At 64.8% G+C, this 19,300-nt stretch carries 21 protein-coding genes; 15 read left to right on the top strand and 6 right to left on the bottom strand.

The window, feature by feature from the left end:
* Positions 1–8 precede the first annotated feature (8 nt).
* The 13 genes from ABDW49_RS08110 (at position 9) to ABDW49_RS08170 (ending at position 12,061) form a co-directional block, all read left to right on the top strand.
* On the top strand, positions 9–368 hold the full coding sequence (locus ABDW49_RS08110; RefSeq protein ID WP_068079358.1) for a hypothetical protein: 360 nt from the start codon (positions 9–11) through the stop codon (positions 366–368).
* Complete coding sequence (locus tag ABDW49_RS08115; protein WP_343611053.1) at positions 365–910, top strand: nuclear transport factor 2 family protein; 546 nt, start codon at positions 365–367, stop codon at positions 908–910. The genes ABDW49_RS08110 and ABDW49_RS08115 overlap by 4 nt, the downstream gene beginning before the upstream one ends.
* Entirely contained in the window at positions 907–2,175 is a 1,269-nt protein-coding gene (locus ABDW49_RS08120; protein WP_343611054.1) for a Rieske 2Fe-2S domain-containing protein, read from the top strand. The genes ABDW49_RS08115 and ABDW49_RS08120 overlap by 4 nt, the downstream gene beginning before the upstream one ends.
* Entirely contained in the window at positions 2,172–2,669 is a 498-nt protein-coding gene (locus ABDW49_RS08125) for an aromatic-ring-hydroxylating dioxygenase subunit beta (protein WP_343611056.1), read from the top strand. Before ABDW49_RS08120 ends, ABDW49_RS08125 begins: the two co-directional genes overlap by 4 nt.
* Positions 2,666–3,406: an SDR family NAD(P)-dependent oxidoreductase gene (locus ABDW49_RS08130; protein WP_343611057.1), complete on the top strand. Its 741-nt coding sequence runs from the start codon at positions 2,666–2,668 to the stop codon at positions 3,404–3,406. Before ABDW49_RS08125 ends, ABDW49_RS08130 begins: the two co-directional genes overlap by 4 nt.
* A gap of 27 nt (positions 3,407–3,433) precedes the next feature.
* Positions 3,434–4,771: an MFS transporter gene (locus ABDW49_RS08135; protein WP_343611058.1), complete on the top strand. Its 1,338-nt coding sequence runs from the start codon at positions 3,434–3,436 to the stop codon at positions 4,769–4,771.
* The gene (locus tag ABDW49_RS08140) at positions 4,768–5,505 is read left to right on the top strand and encodes a class II aldolase/adducin family protein (protein WP_343611060.1); all 738 of its coding nucleotides are present in this window, start codon (positions 4,768–4,770) and stop codon (positions 5,503–5,505) included. Before ABDW49_RS08135 ends, ABDW49_RS08140 begins: the two co-directional genes overlap by 4 nt.
* Positions 5,502–6,656, top strand: coding sequence for an alpha-hydroxy acid oxidase (locus ABDW49_RS08145; RefSeq protein WP_343611062.1), 1,155 nt, complete (start codon positions 5,502–5,504; stop codon positions 6,654–6,656). Before ABDW49_RS08140 ends, ABDW49_RS08145 begins: the two co-directional genes overlap by 4 nt.
* Positions 6,657–6,658: 2 nt before the next feature.
* Positions 6,659–7,159: a flavin reductase gene (locus ABDW49_RS08150; protein WP_343611063.1), complete on the top strand. Its 501-nt coding sequence runs from the start codon at positions 6,659–6,661 to the stop codon at positions 7,157–7,159.
* The gene (locus ABDW49_RS08155; RefSeq protein ID WP_343611065.1) at positions 7,156–7,947 is read left to right on the top strand and encodes a fumarylacetoacetate hydrolase family protein; all 792 of its coding nucleotides are present in this window, start codon (positions 7,156–7,158) and stop codon (positions 7,945–7,947) included. Before ABDW49_RS08150 ends, ABDW49_RS08155 begins: the two co-directional genes overlap by 4 nt.
* 11 nt (positions 7,948–7,958) lie before the next feature.
* Positions 7,959–8,267, top strand: a complete 309-nt coding sequence (locus ABDW49_RS08160; RefSeq protein WP_343611067.1) for a 2Fe-2S iron-sulfur cluster-binding protein — start codon at positions 7,959–7,961, stop codon at positions 8,265–8,267.
* A gap of 2 nt (positions 8,268–8,269) precedes the next feature.
* Complete coding sequence (locus tag ABDW49_RS08165; RefSeq protein WP_343611069.1) at positions 8,270–9,490, top strand: FAD-dependent oxidoreductase; 1,221 nt, start codon at positions 8,270–8,272, stop codon at positions 9,488–9,490.
* A 141-nt stretch (positions 9,491–9,631) separates the two neighbouring features.
* Complete coding sequence (locus ABDW49_RS08170; protein ID WP_343611071.1) at positions 9,632–12,061, top strand: penicillin acylase family protein; 2,430 nt, start codon at positions 9,632–9,634, stop codon at positions 12,059–12,061.
* 497 nt (positions 12,062–12,558) lie between these two features.
* On the opposite strand, the gene ABDW49_RS08175 is transcribed toward ABDW49_RS08170, so the two are convergent.
* Positions 12,559–12,945, bottom strand: coding sequence for a UrcA family protein (locus ABDW49_RS08175; protein WP_343611073.1), 387 nt, complete (start codon positions 12,943–12,945; stop codon positions 12,559–12,561).
* A gap of 446 nt (positions 12,946–13,391) precedes the next feature.
* On the opposite strand from ABDW49_RS08175, the gene ABDW49_RS08180 reads away from it, so the two are divergent.
* Positions 13,392–14,132, top strand: a complete 741-nt coding sequence (locus ABDW49_RS08180) for a YoaK family protein (RefSeq protein ID WP_343611075.1) — start codon at positions 13,392–13,394, stop codon at positions 14,130–14,132.
* A gap of 62 nt (positions 14,133–14,194) precedes the next feature.
* Here the strand turns inward: ABDW49_RS08180 and ABDW49_RS08185 are convergent, their stop codons facing one another.
* Positions 14,195–15,433, bottom strand: a complete 1,239-nt coding sequence (locus ABDW49_RS08185) for an arsenic transporter (RefSeq protein WP_343611077.1) — start codon at positions 15,431–15,433, stop codon at positions 14,195–14,197.
* A gap of 11 nt (positions 15,434–15,444) precedes the next feature.
* Entirely contained in the window at positions 15,445–16,698 is a 1,254-nt protein-coding gene (locus tag ABDW49_RS08190) for an MFS transporter (RefSeq protein WP_343611079.1), read from the bottom strand.
* A gap of 76 nt (positions 16,699–16,774) precedes the next feature.
* On the opposite strand from ABDW49_RS08190, the gene ABDW49_RS08195 reads away from it, so the two are divergent.
* Positions 16,775–17,614, top strand: a complete 840-nt coding sequence (locus ABDW49_RS08195; protein ID WP_343611081.1) for a lipid-binding SYLF domain-containing protein — start codon at positions 16,775–16,777, stop codon at positions 17,612–17,614.
* Here the strand turns inward: ABDW49_RS08195 and ABDW49_RS08200 are convergent.
* From ABDW49_RS08200 to ABDW49_RS08210, 3 genes are all read right to left on the bottom strand, one after another.
* Positions 17,535–18,317, bottom strand: a complete 783-nt coding sequence (locus tag ABDW49_RS08200) for an Arm DNA-binding domain-containing protein (protein ID WP_343611083.1) — start codon at positions 18,315–18,317, stop codon at positions 17,535–17,537. The two genes, ABDW49_RS08195 and ABDW49_RS08200, sit on opposite strands and share 80 nt — an antisense overlap.
* Before the next feature lie 329 nt (positions 18,318–18,646).
* Positions 18,647–18,862, bottom strand: coding sequence for an AlpA family transcriptional regulator (locus ABDW49_RS08205; RefSeq protein WP_343611084.1), 216 nt, complete (start codon positions 18,860–18,862; stop codon positions 18,647–18,649).
* Complete coding sequence (locus ABDW49_RS08210) at positions 18,859–19,131, bottom strand: hypothetical protein (protein ID WP_343611085.1); 273 nt, start codon at positions 19,129–19,131, stop codon at positions 18,859–18,861. The genes ABDW49_RS08205 and ABDW49_RS08210 overlap by 4 nt, the downstream gene beginning before the upstream one ends.
* Between the last annotated feature and the right edge of the window lie 169 nt (positions 19,132–19,300).

The raw sequence follows: 19,300 nt of genomic DNA on the forward strand, positions 1-19,300 counted from the left end.
TTTACGTCATGACCGATACACCCAAACCCCTTCGCGTCCTCTTCTGCAGCGCCGTGCTTCAGAACTTCTTCGACCTGCCCGCCGCCGAGATCGGCAAGGTCTGGGCCGCCACCGGCGAGATGCTGAAGGGCATCCGCGATCTGCCCGGCGTCACCGTGCTGGGCACGCTGGACGATGACGAGACGATGGTGGGCACCTCGCCCAATGGCTGGCCCTGGACCTTCTACATCATGGCCGATGTGGTGGACCGCGCCACGGTGGTCGCCGCCTGCAACCTGTTCCGCACCATCGAGGTGGGCGAGCACCGCCTGTGGAAGTACATGCGCGTGGAAGCCCGCATCGGCCGCGAGCTGGTGATCCCCGCATGAGCGATACGCCGCCCGATCTGGCGTCGCTGGCGCGGCGCGTCGCACGCCTTGAGGCGGAAGGGGCGATACGGCTGGTGGTCGCCACCTATTTCCGCCTGTGCGACACGCTGGGACCGGACACCGACTGGGCGGCGATGGAGGCCCTGTTCACCCGCGATGCGGTCTGGGCAGGGCGGGGGCGTTACGCTCGCGCCTTTGGCCGGCATGAGGGGCGTAGCGCCATCATGGGCATGCTGCGCGCCTATGCCGACCCTCCGCATTTCGTGCTGAATGCCCATTATCTGGCGAGCGAGATCGTCACGGTCCATGAGGGGCCGGGCTCCGGCGCCAGCGCCAGCTGGATGATGCTTCAGGTCTCGACCTATCGCGATGGCCGCTCCGACCTGCGCAGCGCCGCGATTTCGATCGAGATGGCGCGCGAGGATGGCGTCTGGCGCATCGCGGCCTTCACCACCGACAACATCTTTTCCCGCGATGTGGGGCCGTGGAACGACGAGGCCCCCATTTCGGTACCTGAACCCACCACGGAGGAAAGCGCATGAGCAGCACCGATTATGCCGCGCTGGTCAAACAGGACCGCGTCCATACCGCGCTCTACAAGGATGCCGCCATTTTCGAAGAGGAAATGGAGCGCATTTTCAAGAACACCTGGGTCTGGGTTGGCCATGAGAGCGAGCTGCCCGGCGCCAACACCTTCAAGAAGAGCTTTGTCGGCAACCAGCCCGTGATCGTCACGCGCGACAAGGCGGGCGAGATCCGCACGCTGCTCAACCGCTGCCGCCATCGCGCGGCCAGCGTCTGCGAGAAGAAGAAGGGCAAGCAGTCGGTCTTCGTCTGCCCCTACCACGGCTGGAGCTATGACATCGACGGCGGCCTGCGCAAGGTGCCCTATGCCGATGGCTATCCCGAAGGCCTCGACCGGGAAGAGTTCGGCCTGATCAAGCTGCGCACCGAAGTCTATCAGGGCATGATCTTCGCCACCTTCAAGGAGGACATCGAGCCGCTGGTCGAGTTTCTGGGCCCCGCGCGCAAATGGATGGACCTGTTCATGAAGCAGGGCGCGGGCTTCGGCGTGAAGGTGCTGGGCGAGCACAAGTTCCGCTTCCCCGGCAATTGGAAGATCCAGCTGGAAAACACGACGGACGCCTATCACTTCCCCATCGTCCACAAGACCTTCCTCGACAGTCTGGACGCCGAGACCGAGAACATCTTCGATGTGATCGGCTCGGGCGGCTGGGTGGAGGATCTGGGCCATGGCCATAGCGTGATGGTGATGATCCCCGATCTCATCGATCTGGACGAGAACCTCGACGCACCGATCCCTGACCGCTTTGCAGAGCTGGCCGAGGAACTGCGCGCCGAGGGCCATGATGAGGATGCTGTGCGCAAGATCGTGCGCGCGGTGGGGGGCACGGGCTTCAACCTCAACCTGTTCCCTAATGTCGCCTGCTCGATGGCTTTCTTCCGCGTGCTGCGCCCGGTGGGCGTGGCCGAGACCGAGATCCAGCATGTCGCCATCGGCATGGGCGATGCCAGGACCACGCCGTCCCCGGCGGGCAACCGTGCCCGCCTGCGTCTGCACGAGCACTTCCAGGGCCCGATGGGCTTTGGCACGCCCGACGACGCCGAGGGTTGGGAGCGCGTGCAGCGCGGGGCGCGGGCCGGCGATGATCTATGGATCATGCTCAACCGTGGCAGCGAGGCGCCCGAGGGCCGCCCGCAGCCGGGGCATAATGCTGGCGATGCCTCCTCCGAGGTGGGGATGCGCGCGGCCTATCAGCAGTGGAAGAGGATGATGACGGCATGAGCACCGCAACCATGACCGAAACCGCCATCTCGCTCGATGAAGCCACCCGCTTCATCTGGGCCGAGGCCGATATGCTCGACCGGCTGGATTACAAGCCGTGGTTGCCCCTGTGGACCAGGGATGGGTGCTACACCATCCCGGTCGAGCATGAGACGCAAGATTTCGAGAACCAGCTCAACGTCGCCCATGACGACGAGGAGATGCGTCAGGCCCGCGTCAAGCGCCTGCTCTCGGGCTTCTCGATGAGCGCGGCGCCGCCCGCGCGCACCGTGCGCACCGTCTCGCGCTTTGTGGTGACGGGCGAAGGCGAGGGCCGCATCGATCTGCGCGCCGCCATGGTGCTCGTCGAGTACAAATACGAACGCACCCGCGTGCTGGCCGCCGATGTGACCTATCGCCTTGTGCGTGAAGAGGGCGCCATCAAGCTTGACCGCAAGGTGGTGCGCCTCGCCAATTGCGACGATTACCTCCACGGTATCGGATATCTGCTGTGAGCGATGTCGCGATCATCACCGGCGGCGGCAGCGGCCTTGGCGAGGCGATCTCGCGCGCGCTGCATGGCGCGGGTTATCGCGTGGCGGTCACCGATGTCGATGGCGCCAAGGCGCAGGCCGTTGCGCAGGCGCTGGACGGCACGGGTGCCACGGCCATCGGCTTGACGCTCGACGTCACCGATGGCGCGGCGATTGAAGCTGTGGCTGCGGATCTCGATGCGCGCTGGGGCGGGGCGCAGGTGCTGGTCAACAATGCGGTGCTGACCCGGGCGGTGCCGGTGCTCGACATCACGCTGGAGGACTGGGATCAGGTGATGGCCGTCAATGCGCGCGGCACCTTTGCCGCCAGCCAGATTTTCGGGCGCCGCATGAAGGCCTCGGGTTATGGCCGCATCGTCAATATGGCCTCGCTCGCCGGGCAGAACGGCGGCACCACCACTGGCGCGCATTATGCCGCCAGCAAGGGGGCGATCGTCACCTTGACCAAGGTCTTCGCGCGTGATCTGGCAGCCTTCGGCGTTACGGTGAACGCCATCGCGCCCGGCCCCATCGACAGCCCGATGGTCCGCGCTCTGGTGTCGCAGGACAAGATGCCCGGCATGCTAGCCAACATTCCCGTGGGTCAGCTGGGCGAGGCTTCCTTCATTGCCGATATGGTGGTGCGTCTGGCGGCGCGCGATGCCGGTTTCGTCTCGGGCGCCACCTGGGACATCAATGGCGGGTTGTTCATGCGCTGAACGGCGCGCGCGAGGTGGGGAAACGACATGCATGATACCGTGAAGCTGCGCCCGACCCTGCGCGAGGCGCTGGAGGAAGGCCCCTTTACGGCGTTCCAGATCCGCTGCGCGCTGATCGCTGTGCTGGCGGTGGTGCTCGATGGTTTCGATATCCAGCTGCTGGGCGTGGCGATGCCCTCGCTGATGAAGGCCTGGGGCGTGGACAAGGCGGCTTTTGTGCCGGTCATCGCGGGCGGGTTGCTGGCGATGAGCCTTGCCACCACCGTCTCAGGCTGGCTGGGCGACAGGATCGGGCGGCGGCCCTGCCTGATCGGGGCGCTGGTGATCTTCGGGCTTGGCACTTTGGGCGCGACTTTTGCCACAAGCCTGCCGCTGTTCTTTGCCGCGCGGTTGGTGGCTTCGCTGGGGATGGGCGGGGCGATGCCGGTGGCCATCGCCATTCTGGCCGAATACACACCACGCCGCCATCGCGGGCTGACGGTGACGGCCAGCATGGTCTGTATGCCGCTGGGCGGGATGCTGGCGGGCGTGGTTGCCGCGCAGCTGGTGCCGCTGTTTGGCTGGCCCTCGCTGTTTGTGGTGGGCGGGGTGGCGCCGCTGGCTTTTGCGGTGATCCTGCTGTTCGGCCTGCCAGAATCGGCGCATTATCTGCGCGCCAAGGGGCGGGTTGCCGATCTGGAAAAGTTGGCCGACAGGCTGGGCGCCCGCGTGGTCCCCGCCGCCGTCGAGGCTGGTGTTGCTGACAGCAAGGGCCAGTTTGCCGCCCTGTTCGCCGATGGGCTGGGCACCACAACACTGCTGATCTGGGGGCTGTTTCTGGCCGGGTTGCTGGCGGCCTACACCTGCTTCAACTGGCTGCCCACGCTGCTGACGCGCGGCGGGCAGAGCATCGCCACCGGCAGCCTCGCGCTCGCGGCCTTCAACTTCGGCGGCATTCTGGGCACGGCGCTGGGCGCGCTGCTGATCGGGCGTCTGGGTTCGAAGGCGACGATCACCGGCTTCGCGCTGGCGGGCACGGCGGCAGCGGTAGCTTCCATCGCGGTGGTCGGCGCAACGCAGGAGGCGCATGTCGTCGAGGCAGCCATGGCTCTCACCGGTTTCTGCCTGGTGGGCGTGCAGACGATGCTCTTCGCTCTGGCTTCGCATGCCTATCCCGACCATCTGCGCGCGACAGGCGTGGGCGTCGCGCTGGGTGTGGGGCGCCTGGGAGGACTGGCGAGTTCCGCCGTCGGCGCGGTGCTGGTCGGACAGGGTTACGGCGGTTTCTTCGGATTTCTCGCGGTGCTGATGGCGGCGGTGGGCCTGTTCCTGCTGATGCTGCGCCCGCATATTCCTTCCGCGCGCCATCAGGGAGAGAGCGCATGAGCGACCACGATATCGAGCGCAAATTGCGCATCGACCTCGCCAATTTCTACCATCTGGTCGATCACTTCGGCTGGAGCGAGCTGATCTTCAACCATATTTCGGTGCGTCTGCCGGGGCGGGATGCCTATCTCGTCAACCCCTTTGGCCTCACTTACACCGAGATCACGCCGGACAATCTGCTGGTCGTCAATGTGGATGGCGAGAAGGTGAGCGAGTCCGATTACAGCGCCAATCCCGCCGGTTTCGCGCTGCATGGCGCGATCCACAGCCATCGCCACGATGTGCATTGCGTGGCGCATACCCATTCGATCCCCATCTCCGCCGTGGCGATGAAGGAGGCGGGCTTCGACCATAATAATTTTTACGGCGCGCAGCTGATCGGCCGCGTCGGCTATCACGATTTCGAGGGCATCACGCTCTTCGCCGACGAGCGTCCGCACATGCTCGCCAGCCTGGGCGACAAGCATGTGCTGGTGCTGCGCAACCACGGCATCGCCGTGTGCGAGCGTGATATCGCCTCGACCTTCTTCCTGCTCTGGATCGCCCAGCGCGCCGCCGAGGTGCAATGCGCCGCCGGCCAGATCCCAGGCCCCGACCGCCAGATCGGTGCGGAGATCGCCGAGAGGTCGCGCGCCTCGGCCCAGAAGCTGACCGAGAGCGGGCGCGCCGCGCAAATGGTCTTCGACAGCCAAGTGTGCGCCATGCGCGCGGTCAAGCCGGTCGCCTGGATGTGACGCATCTGCGCTGCCTCTATACCGGGCGAGCCCCTTCGCGCGCGCTTGCCATCGCCGATCTGCGCGCGATGGCGCTGCGTCGCCTGCCGGGTTTCGTCGCGGAATTTCTCGAGGGCGGCGCCGAGGATGAGAACACGCTGGCGGCCAATCTGGCCAGCTTCGCGCAGGCGCGTTTCGCTCCGCGCGTGCTGACCGGGCCGCCGCCGCCATCGGGCATCCGCCTGTTCGGGCAAGACCTGCCCCTGCCGCTGGTGATCGCGCCGACCGGCTTCAATGCGCTGCACTGGCACGAGGGCGATCTGGCGCTGGCCCGCGCGGCGGCGCGCGCTGGCGTGCCTTTCACGCAAAGCACCGTCTCCAACGCCACCATCGAGCAGGTGGCCGCAACCGGCGCCCGGCACTGGTTCCAGCTTTATGCCTTTCGCGATCGCGGGGCGAGCGCCGCTCTGGTGGAGCGTGCGCGTCAGGCCGGGGCGGCGGCGCTGGTCATCACCGTTGACGCGCAGCTTTACGGCAAGCGCGCCTGGAACACCCGGCTCTATCGCGGCGAGAATGCGCTGCGCTGGCCCGCGATGCTGGACGCCGCGCGCCATCCACGCTGGATGGCGCAGGTCTGGGCCAGGGGCATGCCCGGTTTCGCCAATCTCTATCCTTTTCTGCCGCAGGGGCAGAGCGGCTTGCTGCCCTCGGCGCGCTGGGTGCGCGAGGCCATCGACCCCGCGCTCGATTGGTCGATCCTGGGCTGGGCGCGCCAGCACTGGAGCGGGCCGCTGATCGTCAAGGGCATCGGTCATCCCGAGGATGCCGCGCGCGCCCTGGCCAAAGGCGCCGACGGCATCGTGCTGTCGAACCATGGCGGGCGGCAGCTCGATGGGGCGCTGCCCGCGCTCGATCTGGTGGCGGCGGTGCGCGACCGGCTGGGCGATGGCCCCACGGTTTTGATCGATGGCGGGGCGCGGCGCGGGGTGGATCTTGCCATCGCCCGCGCGCGCGGCGCGGATGCGGTGATGACGGGCCGTGCCACGCTCTATGGGCTGGCGGCGGCGGGTGAGGCGGGGGTGGCGCGCGCCCTGTCCATTCTGGCCGAGGAATACGCTCTGGCGCAGGGCTTGATCGCGGGTGGCCCACTGTGGCCGCCGCAAGGAGCATAGATATGGTTTCGCAACAGGAATTTCGGCAGGCCATGGCGGCGCTGCCCGCGGCGGTGAATGTCATCACCACCCATGGCCCCTCGGGCTGCCACGGCATGACGGCCACGGCGGTCTGTTCGGTCAGCGACGATCCGGCGTCCCTGCTGGTTTGCATCAACCGCAGCGCGCGGATGCATGATGTGCTGGTGGAGAACGGGCGCTTTTGCGTCAATGTGCTGGCCGCCGGGCAGGATGGCGTCTCGGGCACTTTTTCCGCGCGGGGGCTGACCATCGACGAGCGCCTTGCACAGGCCGGGGATATCGTGCTGCTGGAGGGCGACATGCCCGCTCTGGCCGAAGCGCAGGTGGCGCTGCCCTGCCGGGTGGAGCAGGTGATCGAGGCAGGCACGCACACCATCTTCATCGGCCATGTCGAGCAGGTGGTGCCGGGCCGGGGGCAGGGCGCGCTGGCCTATTACGGGCGCGACTATCACCATCTGACCCAGCGGGAGCAGGCGGCATGAGCGCCGCGACGGCGGAAGCCTTCGCTCGCGCCCGTCGCGCGGCTGCCGGGTTGGCGGCATGGCCCGTTGACTTTCCCGAGACGCTGGAGGACGCCTATGCCCAACAGCAGGCTGTGGCCTCGGCCTGGGGGCGTCCATCAGGCGGGGTGAAGGTGGGCCGCGTGCTGGGCGAATGGGCCGAGCGTTTCGGCGTTAACCGTTTCTCCGGACCCATCGATGCCGATGCCATCCGGCAGGCGGGCGAGGAGGCCATCTTCCCGGTGATCGCGGGTGGCACGGCTTTGCTGGAATGCGAGATCGTCGCGGTGCTGGGGCAGGATGCGCCCGATGGTGCGATCTCGCCCGAACAGGCGCGCGATCTGGTGGCCGGTCTGCATGTCGGCATCGAGGTGGCGGGTAGCCCCATGGCCGATATCAACGCTTTGGGGCCGCTGGCCTCGATCGCCTGCTTCGGCAACAACAATGGCGCGCTGCTGGGCCCGGCGATCGCCGACTGGCGCGCTCTGGACCTTTCCGCGCTGGGCTGCATCGCGCGGATCGACGGCGCGGTGGTGGGCCAGGGCGACACATCGCGCCTGCCGGGCGGCATCTGGGCGGCGCTGGCCTTTGCCGCCACGCAGGGCGCGGCGCTGGGCCAGCCTTTGCGTGAAGGACAGATCGTCTGCACCGGCGCGCTGACTGGCATGCATCCCATCGCCGCGGGGCAAAGGGCCGAGGCGGATTTCGGCGCGCTGGGCGCGGTGCGCTGCCATGCGGTGGCGCAGATCCCGCATGGCGCAATGGATTGAAAAGGAAAGACATGATCAGTTTCACGATTGTCGACCGCCAGGGGCGCGAGACGCAGGCACAGGCTCCCTCGGGGCTTTCGCTGATGGAGGCGATCCGCCAGGCCGATGTCGGCGATCTGGAGGCGCTGTGTGGTGGCAGCTGTTCCTGCGCCACCTGCCATGTCTTTGTCGAAAGCCCTGACCTCGATGCAATGAGCGGCGATGAGGACGATCTGCTCGACAGCAGCGACCATCGCAGCGCGGCCAGCCGTTTGTCGTGCCAGATCCGTCTGACCGAGGCGCTGGCAGGTCTGCGCGTCACCATCGCGCCCGAGGATTAAGCATGGCTGATGTGGTGATCGTGGGCGGTGGCCATGCCGGGGCCCAATGCGCCATCGCGCTGCGTCAGCAGGGCTTTGAAGGCAGCATCGCCCTGATCGGTCGCGAAAGCGAACTGCCCTATGAGCGCCCGCCGCTCTCCAAGGAGTATTTCGCGCGGGAAAAGAGCTTCGAGCGGCTCTACATCCGCCCGGCGCAGTTCTGGCAGGACAAGGACATTGCGCTGCATCTGGGCTGCGAGGTGGTCGCTGTCGATCCGCAGGCAAAGCTGCTGACGCTGAGGGATGGCGCGCAGATGGCCTATGGCAGGCTGGTCTGGGCGACCGGTGGCGATCCGCGTGGCCTGTCCTGTCCGGGCGCCAATCTGGCGGGTGTGCATGCCGTGCGCACCCGTGAAGATTGTGACCGATTGATGGGCGAGATCGATGGCGGCGTGAACAACATCGCGGTGATCGGCGGCGGCTACGTCGGGCTGGAAGCCGCCGCCGTGCTGACCAAAATGGGCTGTCATGTCACGCTGCTGGAAGCCGCGCCTCGCGTTCTTGCCCGCGTGGCTGGCCCCGAGCTTTCCGCCTTCTATGAGGCTGAACATCGCACCCATGGCGTCGATCTGCGCACCGGCGTGACTGTCACCGCGCTGGAGGGTGAGGGGCGGGTCTCCGGTGTCAGCTTGGGCGATGGCTCGCTGGTGGCCGCCGATGCGGTGATCGTGGGGATCGGCATTGTGCCCGCGATCACGCCGTTGATCGCTGCCGGTGCTGCTGGAACGCAGGCGGTGGAGATCGATGCGCATTGCCGCAGTTCGCTGCCTGACATCTATGCCATCGGTGACTGCGCCAGCTTTGCCTGCGCCTATGCGGGCGGGCAGGCGATGCGCGTGGAATCGGTGCAGAATGCCAATGATCGGGCGGTTTGCGTGGCCAAGGCGATCTGTGGTGACGCGCAGCCCTATCGCGCCTTTCCCTGGTTCTGGTCCAATCAGTATGATCTCAAGCTGCAGACTGCCAGCATATCGCGTGGATATGACGACACCGTGCTGCGCGAGGACAGGGCCGCGCGCAGTTTCTCGGTGATCTATCTCAAGCAGGGCCGGGTGATCGCGCTCGACTGCGTCAACCGGACCAAGGACTACGTGCAGGGGCGCAAGCTTGTCGAGGCTGGGGCGGCTGTCGATCCTGCAAGGCTGGCCGATGCCGACGTGCCGCTCAAGGCGCTGATCGCATGAAGCCGGCATGGGACAATCGAGGCGTCACTCCTGTTGCGGCTGCCAAGGCGCGATGCGCGGCAGTGGCATCAGCGTGGAGTGCGGTCATGGTCTCGCGCTGCAATCTCCTTTCCTGCCAACTCTTTGCCGATTGAGGCTGTCATGATTTTCCTGCCGTTCAAACGCCTCGCCTCGCTGGCTGCCCTCACACTCGCTTTGACCGCCGGTGGCCTGCAGGCCCGTCCGGTGACGATCAAGCGCGACACCTATGGCGTGCCGCATGTCTATGCCGACACGACCTATGGCCTGTTCTATGGCTATGGCTATGCCGTGGCCGAAGACCGGCTCTATCAGATGGAAATGGTCAAGCGTTCGGCGGAAGGCACGGTGGCGCAGGTGTTGGGAGGGGCCTATCTGGCGACGGACAAGGCGACGCGGGGCATGTTCGACCCCGCCTCGCTTCACCGCCAGCTCGCCGCGCTTCCGGCCAATGATCGCGCGATGTTCGAAGGCTATGCTGCCGGTTTCAATGCCCGCATCCATGCGGTCATGGCCCAGCCTGATAAGCTTCTGCCCCGTCAGTTCGTCACGGCCGGTTTCCAACCTTCCAGCTGGAGTGCCGACGATGTTGCGGCGGTATGGGTGGGGCTGATCCTCAACCGCTTCTTCTCGGGCAATATGGAGCTGGCCAACCTCAATCTGCTCAGTGAACTGCAGGCGGCCAAGGGAGCGGAGGAAGGCGAGAGGATTTACCATCAGCTGCGCTGGCTGGAAGACCCCACCGCCCCGACCATTGCCGCGCCCGAGGGATCCGCATCGCCCGCCGAGGCGAAGGCCGATCCTGGCGCAGCCGGTCTGCGCGGCGTGTCACGCGGAGCGGCTCTGGCCTATCAGGCCGGGCAGGAGGCACGTCTGGGCCCGGTTGCCGCCGCCGGCATGCCCACGGCCAGCAATGCCTGGGTGATCGCCCCCAAGCGTTCGGACCAGCATCACACCGTGCTGTATAACGGGCCGCAGCAGGGATGGTTCAACCCCTCGATCATCTACGGCATCGGCCTGCATGGCGCGGGCTTCGATCTGACGGGGACCACGCCGGTCGGCCTGCCTGCGGTGTTCTTTGGCTCCAATGGCACGATCGCCTGGGGATCGACCGTGGGCGCGCTGGACACCAACGATCTTTATCAGGAGACACTCGCGCCCGAGGACATGCATCGCTACCGCTATAACGGCGCCTGGCGCCCGATGATCGCGCGGCATGAGGTGATCCGGGTCAAGGGGCAGGCGGATGTGCCCTTCACCGCCTGGGCCACGGTGCATGGACCTGTCACCGGCTGGGATGAGGCGAACCATACCGCCTATGCGCTCAAGCGAAGCTGGGTGGGACATGAAATCGAGACGCTGATGGGCTGGGCTCATGTGGGGCAGGCGCGCGACTGGGACGGTTTCCTCAAACAGGCCGCGCGTGTCTCGGCCTCCATCACCTGGTTTTATGCCGATGGGCGTGGCAACATCGGCTATGCTGGCCTTGGCCGTTTGCCTGACCGGCCCGCCAATCAGCCGGTTCAGTTCCCTGCCAGGGGGGATGGCAGCATGGAATGGCGCGGAACCTTGCCCTTTTCAGCCAATCCCAAGCAGCTCAATCCGCCGCAGGGCTATCTGGTGAGCTGGAACAACAAGACCATGCCTGGGCTCAAGGGCGACGGGGCTGATTACTCGCATATCGACCGGGTCAACGAACTGGCAGCAGCTCTGAACCGCAAGCCGTTGCTGAGCGACAAGGAGATCTGGGATATCGATCGCTATGGGGCATTGGCCGATCTCAACCATCGCTATTTCGTGCCCTATATCACGCAGGCGGTGGCAGGGCTTGGGGAGGGAGATCCCTTGCGTCAGGCTGCCGTGCGGATCGCGGGCTGGGATGGACGGCTGACTGAAAGCGCCGTCTCGGGCTTCTATGATGGCCCCGGCGTTCCCCTGTTCCGTGCCTGGCTCGCCCATGCGCTGGAGCGGCTGCTGAAAGCCGACCTGCCCGCCGATGTCTACGCCAAATATGCCGCCACCGGTTATCTCCCCGCGCTCAGCCCGCTCAGCGCCAAGCCGGGCAGCGGGGCCAAGCTGCTATGGTATGCGCTGCGCCGGGGGCAGGATGGCGCGCCTTTCGCCTATGACTTCCTGCATGGCCGCGATGCGCAGGCCCTGGTGCGTGACGCTTTGCGCGATGCGGTGAGCGACCTCTCCAGGGCGCAAGGCCCTGACATGGATCGGTGGCGCACGCCTGTTGCGCCGATGCAGTTTGCCGCGCGCAGTGTGGTGGGCGTGCCATGGGCGGGCGAGGATGAGGACAAGGTGGTCGCTCCCTATCGCAATCGGGGCAGTGTCAGCCTGCGCGTCACGCTCGATCGACAGGGGGCATCGATGTGTTCAGCGGCGGCGCCTGGGCAAAGCGGTTTTATCGCGCAAGATGGGAAGCCCGACCGCCATTATGCAGATCAGCTGCCGCTTTTTACCGGATTTGCCTGCAAGCCCGATTGGCTGACTGCGAGCGAAATCGCCGCCCATGTTGAACGGCAGGAGCATCTGGACGATGGGTGAGGGGGCTGATGTCCTCAAGGGGAGGTGGCGATCTTTATGGGGCGCGCGGATAATCTCAATTCAGTTGTGATGTCGGGAACTGTGTTGGTCGTATTGGGTCGGCGGTAAGCGCGTTCCCGAACTTTCAGCGCCATGGATCACGATATGGCTATCAACCGTACCGGCTTTGCGGGAGAGGTTGGCACTGGAGTGTTGGATGAACGAAGGCCCGCTTTCGATGATTACGACAGAGTCCCTTTATGTCGCCTTTGTCAGCGGTCCATACTGCGGCTCGGGTATCGGTGATGTTGCGCGACCGCGATTAGGGTGGCGTCCGAAAAAAAAAGGGCGGATTAAGACAATGCTTCGTCGCTAATGCCATGAATAAAAAATTCCCCATGATCTTTATGGACAGCGAGATCTTGCAGGCTTCGGCATATCGATTTTCTCTGTGAGGATTGTCTGCACTGATGAAGGGAGGCGCACAGAGGATTCGCCTCCCTCCTTCGCATACCGGATCAGTCTGCCGAGTTTTCGATCTGCGCCACGGCCTGGGCGATCGCATCGGTGCGGCAGGTCTGATAGGCGACCGAGCGCTCAACTTCCATGGTGTTGCCGCGCAGCGGGGCGCAGACCCGTGTGGCCGCATGGGCGACGCGACGGTTGATCTCATTGCGGTCGGCCGCATTGTTCAGGTCCAGATCGGCATAGGATACGCGCAGGCTGGGCGCGCCATTGTCATTGATCTCGACCGGCGCATGAAGCGCGGTGACGGTGGTGTCGGTCGCCGTGGCAGCATGGGCGGTCATCGGAGCCATGCCCAGGGCAAAGGTTGCGATCACGGCGCTGCTGGCGGCAGCGGCGGTAAGGAAGCGGGGGGCGGCGGAGCGGATGGTGTTGAACATGGTTTGGTTTCCTCTGCTGGTGCTGTCCGAACTGTTCGAAGCAGCGATGCCTGAGTATTTGCAGGGGGCGTGCCAGTTTCTAAAAAGCCGCAGAAATTCGCCATTTTTGAGCGCGGAAAAAAGTGTCAATGAGCTGACGGTGGAATTAATCCCAACTTAATTTGGTGGATTGCCCCAATTCTTGGCGATAAATTTCAAGCATAGGCCATGCACCAGTCAACGTCGGACCGGAGCAGCGCCGCCGCCCTACTGCCCCACCTGAACCTAAGGCTGGCCTCGGCGTATAGGGCAGAGCTCGAGAAGGGTCGTTTTGTCAGCGGTACCGACCTGTCGCCCTATCAACCAGCTCGACTTCCAACACGAGGCCGGAGTACCCTGAACTGCCCGCGTCCCGGCGTCCTTAAAACCTGCAACAAGGCATTCGCCACGGAAGGAGTCCTCACAGAGTGTTGATCCAACGCGGAGACGATCGCAGTCAGCACCTCGATCGGCGCCTCGCCTTCATTCTGGCGGGTGTAGCAGGCAGTCTGAACGCTGCTGCCTTTCACGCCGTCGGTTTCTTCTCCGCCAATATGACCGGGAACGTATCGACACTGTCGAGCCTGATCGCGATGGGGCAATGGTGGCATGGGACGGGCTATCTGCTCATTGTGCTCACCTTCATCGGTGGAGCTGCCGTATCCTCCCTGACGATCGACCTTGGCCTGCGCAGGGACATTGCGACGATCTATGCCTGGGTTGTTCTGGCCGAAGCCTCCATGCTGGTGGCCCTCGTGCTGATCAGGCTCACGATGGCGCGCGGGCCTGGCATTCCGTTTCTCGTTTTGGGGCTCAGCTTTCTGATGGGGCTGCAAAATGCCATCGTGACCCATATTTCACAGGCTCGCGTGCGCACGACCCATGTTTCGGGCATGGCAACCGATCTGGGGATTGGTCTGGCACGGCTGATTGTCATGCCAAGAGGCGGTATGGGCGATGAGGAACGCTCGACCGTCTTGCTGAAGCTGCGCCTGCATGCCGGGACGATTGCCTGTTTCATGATCGGTGGCATTCTGGGAGTGCTGGCATGGCGCTGGTGCGGGGACGTGAGCCTGGCGCTAAGCGCCTTGCCCCTGTTCGCCGTGGGCATGGCGGCCTTGCTCGGCGCATCACGACAGGCAGCGGATGAGACCGGGCGCCTGTCGTGATCCCGCAGACAGATCGGTGAATGAGCGGTCGCTGCCAGCAGATCAACTTTCATTGCTCAACATCAACCGATCAGGATCCGTATCGCCAGAGCTGCGGCAAGCGCCGGGATCATCGTCACGGTGCCTGTCTTCAGGAATTGCCAAAAGCCCACATCCTCGCCCTCACGGCGGATCGCCTGCAGCCAGAGGATGGTGGCAAGCGAACCCGTGACCGAGAGGTTCGGGCCCAGATCGACACCAATCAGCAGCGCATCGACCACCAACCGTGGCGGATGGGCCTGCATCGCGGCCATGCTGGCAATTAGCCCGGCGGGCAGGTTGTTCATCAGATTGGACGCGAAAGCCAGGACGGTCCCCGAAAGCGCCGCAGCCCATGCCGGATCAGCGGAGGCGCGGCCCATGGCGCGGGCGACAAGGGCGATGCCGCCAGTGCGGTCCAGGGCCTCGACCAGCACGAACAGTCCGGCGACCAGCGGCAGCACGCCCCAGGCCACGCAGCGTACAACCCTGGCTGGTGATTGCCGCGCCATCCCGCAGACCACCAGCGCCGTGGCCATACCGGCAAGGCAGGTCGGCCAGCCCAAGGGACGATCGGTGGCCGACATGATCATCAGCAGCACTGCCGTAGCGCCGATCCCCGCCATGGCCGCCATCCCGCAGCGGGAGAGCGGTTCGCGCGTGAGATCGCTCATACAATGGCCCGCAAGCCTGCGCCGCTCTGCCCAGCGCAGCATCGCGAAGGTCACGGCGATGGCAGCCAGCGAGGGCAGGGCGAAAGAGCCCAGCCATTGCCCCAGCGGCGGCATCGCGCCGCCATACAGCACCAGATTGGCCGGGTTGGAGATGGGCAGCACAAAGCTGGCCGCATTGGCCACCAGCGCGCAGGCGAACAGCGCGGGCAGGGGATCGGCCCTTGCCTTGCGTGCGGCGGCGAAGACGGCCGGGGTCAGCACCACGGCGGTGGCGTCATTCGACAGGAAGGTGGTGATGACGATCCCGGCGATATAGACCAGCAGGAACAGGCGCGCCGGGCTGCCCCCGGCGTGGATGGCGGCGGTGGCGGCCACCCAGTCGAACAGGCCATGCTCGCGCGCGGTTTCGCTCAGCAGCATCATGCCGATGAGGAAGAGGTAGACATCGAGCCCCTTGCCGACCGCGCCCAGCGCCGCCCCGACCGGCATCAGCCCGAGCAGCACCAGCAGCAGCGCGCCGCCTGCCGCCCAGATCGCCTCGGGCCAGCGAAAGGGGCGCGCGATCACGCCTGCGGTGGCCACGCCGCAGATCAGCCAGACAGCGCCCATGCCCCAATCCATCAAGACTGGTCCGTTCCGCCGCAGGCCGGGCGCAAGATCCCGGCAAAGCCCAGCCACAGCCCCACGCTGACCACGGCAAAGCTGCCCAGCACGTAAAAGGCCACGCGATATCCCAGCTCCTGCGCCAGCCAGCCGCCAATCGCCGGGCTGAGCGCGGCGCCCATCCCCTGCACCGTCATCACCGCGCCTTGCCCGACATTGACCCGCCCCGTGCCGCCGAGCAGGCAGGCAACGAGCCCCGGCACCGCCACGCTCTGTAATCCGGCGCCCACACCATCGAGCGCCTGCACCGGCCAGACGCCCCAATTCTCGATGACGCTGCCCGCCAGCAGACCCCGCAGCGGCAGGGCGGCAAAGGAGATCAGCAGCACCAGCCAGTAGCCGCGCCCGGCGGCCATGCGCATTGCCAGCAAGGCTGTGGCGATCATCACCCCCTGCGCTACCACCACCGTCTGCGCGACAAACATCGCCGGATCGCCTTTGCCTGCGCCCACCACCGCCAGCCCGTAGAGCGGCAGCATGGCGCCATTGCCCAGATGGAAGCAGGCCAGCGCCGCCGCCAGGATCAGCATCGGTCGATTGCCGAGCAGCATCCGGAAACCCTGTGCCTGATCGTTCCCGGCACTTTTTGCTTCCAGGCCACGCGCAGCGCGATGGTCGATGGCGCGCTCGGGGATCGCCAGAACCGAGGCGATGGCCAGCACGCCGAAGACCGCGGCCAGGTAGAAGATCGCCACCATGCCAAAGCGCCAGCCCAGATAGCCCGACAAGCCTGCTCCCACCATATTGCCGGCGTGATTCCAGGCCTGATTGCGTCCGTTTTGAGCGTTGAAGCCGCTCTGCCGCACGATGCCCAGCGTCATGCCCGTCACCGCCGGGCCGATGGCGGCCCCGGCGATTGCCGTGGCGATCTGGCTGACGGTCACAACCGGCGCCGATTGCGACAACAGGATGAGAAAGGAGGCCAACACGGTGCAGATGCCGGTGACGATCACCACCAGCCGCTTTTTCTCGGTATGGTCGATGAAGGCGCCGGCTGGCACCGTCATGATCATGCCGGCCACGCCCCCGGCGGTCATCACCGTGCCGATGGGGCCGGAGGTCCATCCGCGCTGCTGCAGAAAAACGCCCAGAAACGGGCCGATCCCCGCCTGCATGTCGGCCATGAAGAAATTGAGGGATTGCAGCGCGGCCTTCGCCTGGCCCTTCGATGATGGTTCCTGCGTCTCGAACGGCAGTGATCTGGCGGCCATGAGGGTTTTCCCGAAAGCTGTCTCCGGAAGGGAGAATGTGCCTGATCGGGAATGGGTGCATCGCAGGGAGGATTTTATGCGGGGAGCGTTCGGGCGTTCCGGTCAGCGCAATCTTGGTCAAAGCATTAAGGAACAACCCTCATGCCCCTTGATTTGGAATGAGACCGGGCTGACAGCAGTGACAGACCGCATGTTCCAGACCTTCCAGGACGTACCCATCATGACGAAGCGATCGATTACAGCGACCATCATTGGCTGCGCCGCCATGGCGACCCTGGCACTGGTTGGCCCGGCGCTGGCCCGCGCGCGCGCGCCCAGCGCGAACAGCGACCAGGCGCATGGCCCGCAAAGGCTGGTCGACAAGGCGGCCTCGGTCGCTGTCGAGTTTCAGCGCGATCAGGGCAAGGCCGGTATCATGCGCCAGGCGCGTGGCATGTATATCGTGCCGGAATACGGGAAGGCTGGCTTTATCATCGGCGGCAAAGGCGGCGCCGGCGTGGTGACGGTGCGCCATGGCACGAACTGGACCTCGCCCGCGTTCTTCAACTTCGGTGGCTTGAGCGCCGGGCTGCAAATCGGCGGTGAGGGCGGGTCCTTGATCTTCTTGCTGATGAACCAGAAGGCCGTCAACGCTTTCCGCCGCGACAATAAATTCGCGCTGACCGCCAACGCCGGTCTTTCGGTGGTCACCTATTCGACTGCGGATCAGGCCAATCTTGGCCGCGCCGATGTGGTTCTGCTCACCAACACCAAGGGCGCCTACGCAGGTGCGACGATCGAAGCCAGCAATGTTGGCGTGGATGGTGGGCGGACCCGTGAATTTTATGGCCAGATGATCAATCAGAATGCGCTGCTCGATGGCCGCGTGCCGCCGACGGCCGGTGCCCGCATCTTGCTGAGGGTGCTGCCGCGCTGAGCGGCAGTGGGTGATCGCGCGGGCCTTTGAGATACCAGGCGATCTCATCCTGACAGAGCTTGCGGGTGCGAGGCTTTTCGGGGAATTTGAGATCGCCGAGCTGCTTTGACGGATCAACCTTGAGCCCGATCTCGCGGCCTCGCAGCCCCGTGGCCCACCCGAAAAAGACCTTCAGCTCGGCGGCGAGGCGATTGGCACGGACCTTCGCGGTTTTGCACTTATCGTTGACGAGCTTGACGAGGTCGTCCTCCGTAACCTCGTATATGCTGCGCTTGCCGATCTTCGGAGCGATGTCGAGTTCGAAGATCTTCCTTTTGTCCTTGATGGTTCGGGGCTTGTTGATCGGCTTGGCGCGTGACGCCCGTCCGTCAAGCACAGCCTCCATGTTGAGCTGGTGCGCTCGGCTGACGGTCATCTCCGCGCGCTTCTGCTGCGCGCTCACTTCACGCGGGTTGATGCCTTTTTCGACCTGCTCGTTGATATTGGTGGCCCATTTGCGCGCATCGGCAATCGGGAAAGCCGGGAAGAACCCGAGCGTCCAACGCAGCAGCTGTTTGCGCCCGGTAATCCGCCGTGCGTATTTCCAGCTCTTTTTACCGCTGGAGAGAACTTCCAGGACCAGACCGGGGGCCATCCCGTCAACGATGCAACCTTTTCGCAGCGCCTCGATCGCTGCGGTGGATAGCGTAACCTTGCGTGTCATCACCGACTCCATGGTCGGCTCTCGCATCCAAAAACCACGATACACATCGCGATACAATTGTTGTCCAAACCAGGCGAACTCAGGCCAACTGAGTCCACATCGTGAACCACCGCGATTTGACGTGATAGGGACAAAAAAGCCGAATCAAGTGGATTCGGAAAAGATCAATTGGCTGTTTCATTACGATTTTCTTAAGTGGCGGACCACAATCGAAAATCCTGACAACTGGCTGGGGCGGGAGGGTGCCATATATGCCATTTTAGCCTCGCAAATCTGCCGTTTTTGGAAGGGGGCAGGGGGCATAATACCCCCAGAGATACCCCCAAAATTTAGATGTGATTGGGGGAAAGTGCCGCGATCCAGTCGCGAATTTCGCCCTCAATCCAGCCCACAGCCTGCGCTCCGAGTCGCAGCGGCTTGGGAAACGTGCCCGCGTTCATCATGCGGTAGATGCTCGACCTGCTAAGACCGGTCATCGACTCGACTTGAGGGCGGCGCAGGATGGCCATGGCCGTATCCGGAGACAGATTTGCGCTCATCATCATGCCAAAGGTGCCCCGATGTGCTTGGGGAAGTGGCGAGTGGCATCGGCCAGCAACCGCTTGCCCAGATCTGAAAGGCTCCGGTGCAGGGGCGCGAGCCCGGCGAGCGAAATTGCTTCCTGATCGGCGCTTTCAACCAGCGCGGCGACAGCATCCAGCGAGCCGAAAACATCGGCCAAGCCTTCCTTGGTCGCTTCAGGCAGCACGTAATGTGGGTCAAAAACCGTCAGATCGACGACGCGGGGCGTTTGGTCCCCATTATCCTTGCTCATCAGTTCAGACCCCCGAGGAGAGCCCGACTATCAAAGGGATTTTTGGTGGCCGGGCGATACCGGGGTGGTAAACCGGGAAGCGATGCAAAACCGGCAGGCGCGAAGCCTCCCGTGTATGCCCGACCATAAAAAAGCGCGCCAGAAATCTTCTGACGCTGCGATGGGTCGC

Origin of the sequence: Novosphingobium sp. (genome assembly GCF_039595395.1) — a bacterium.
GTDB lineage: Bacteria > Pseudomonadota > Alphaproteobacteria > Sphingomonadales > Sphingomonadaceae > Novosphingobium.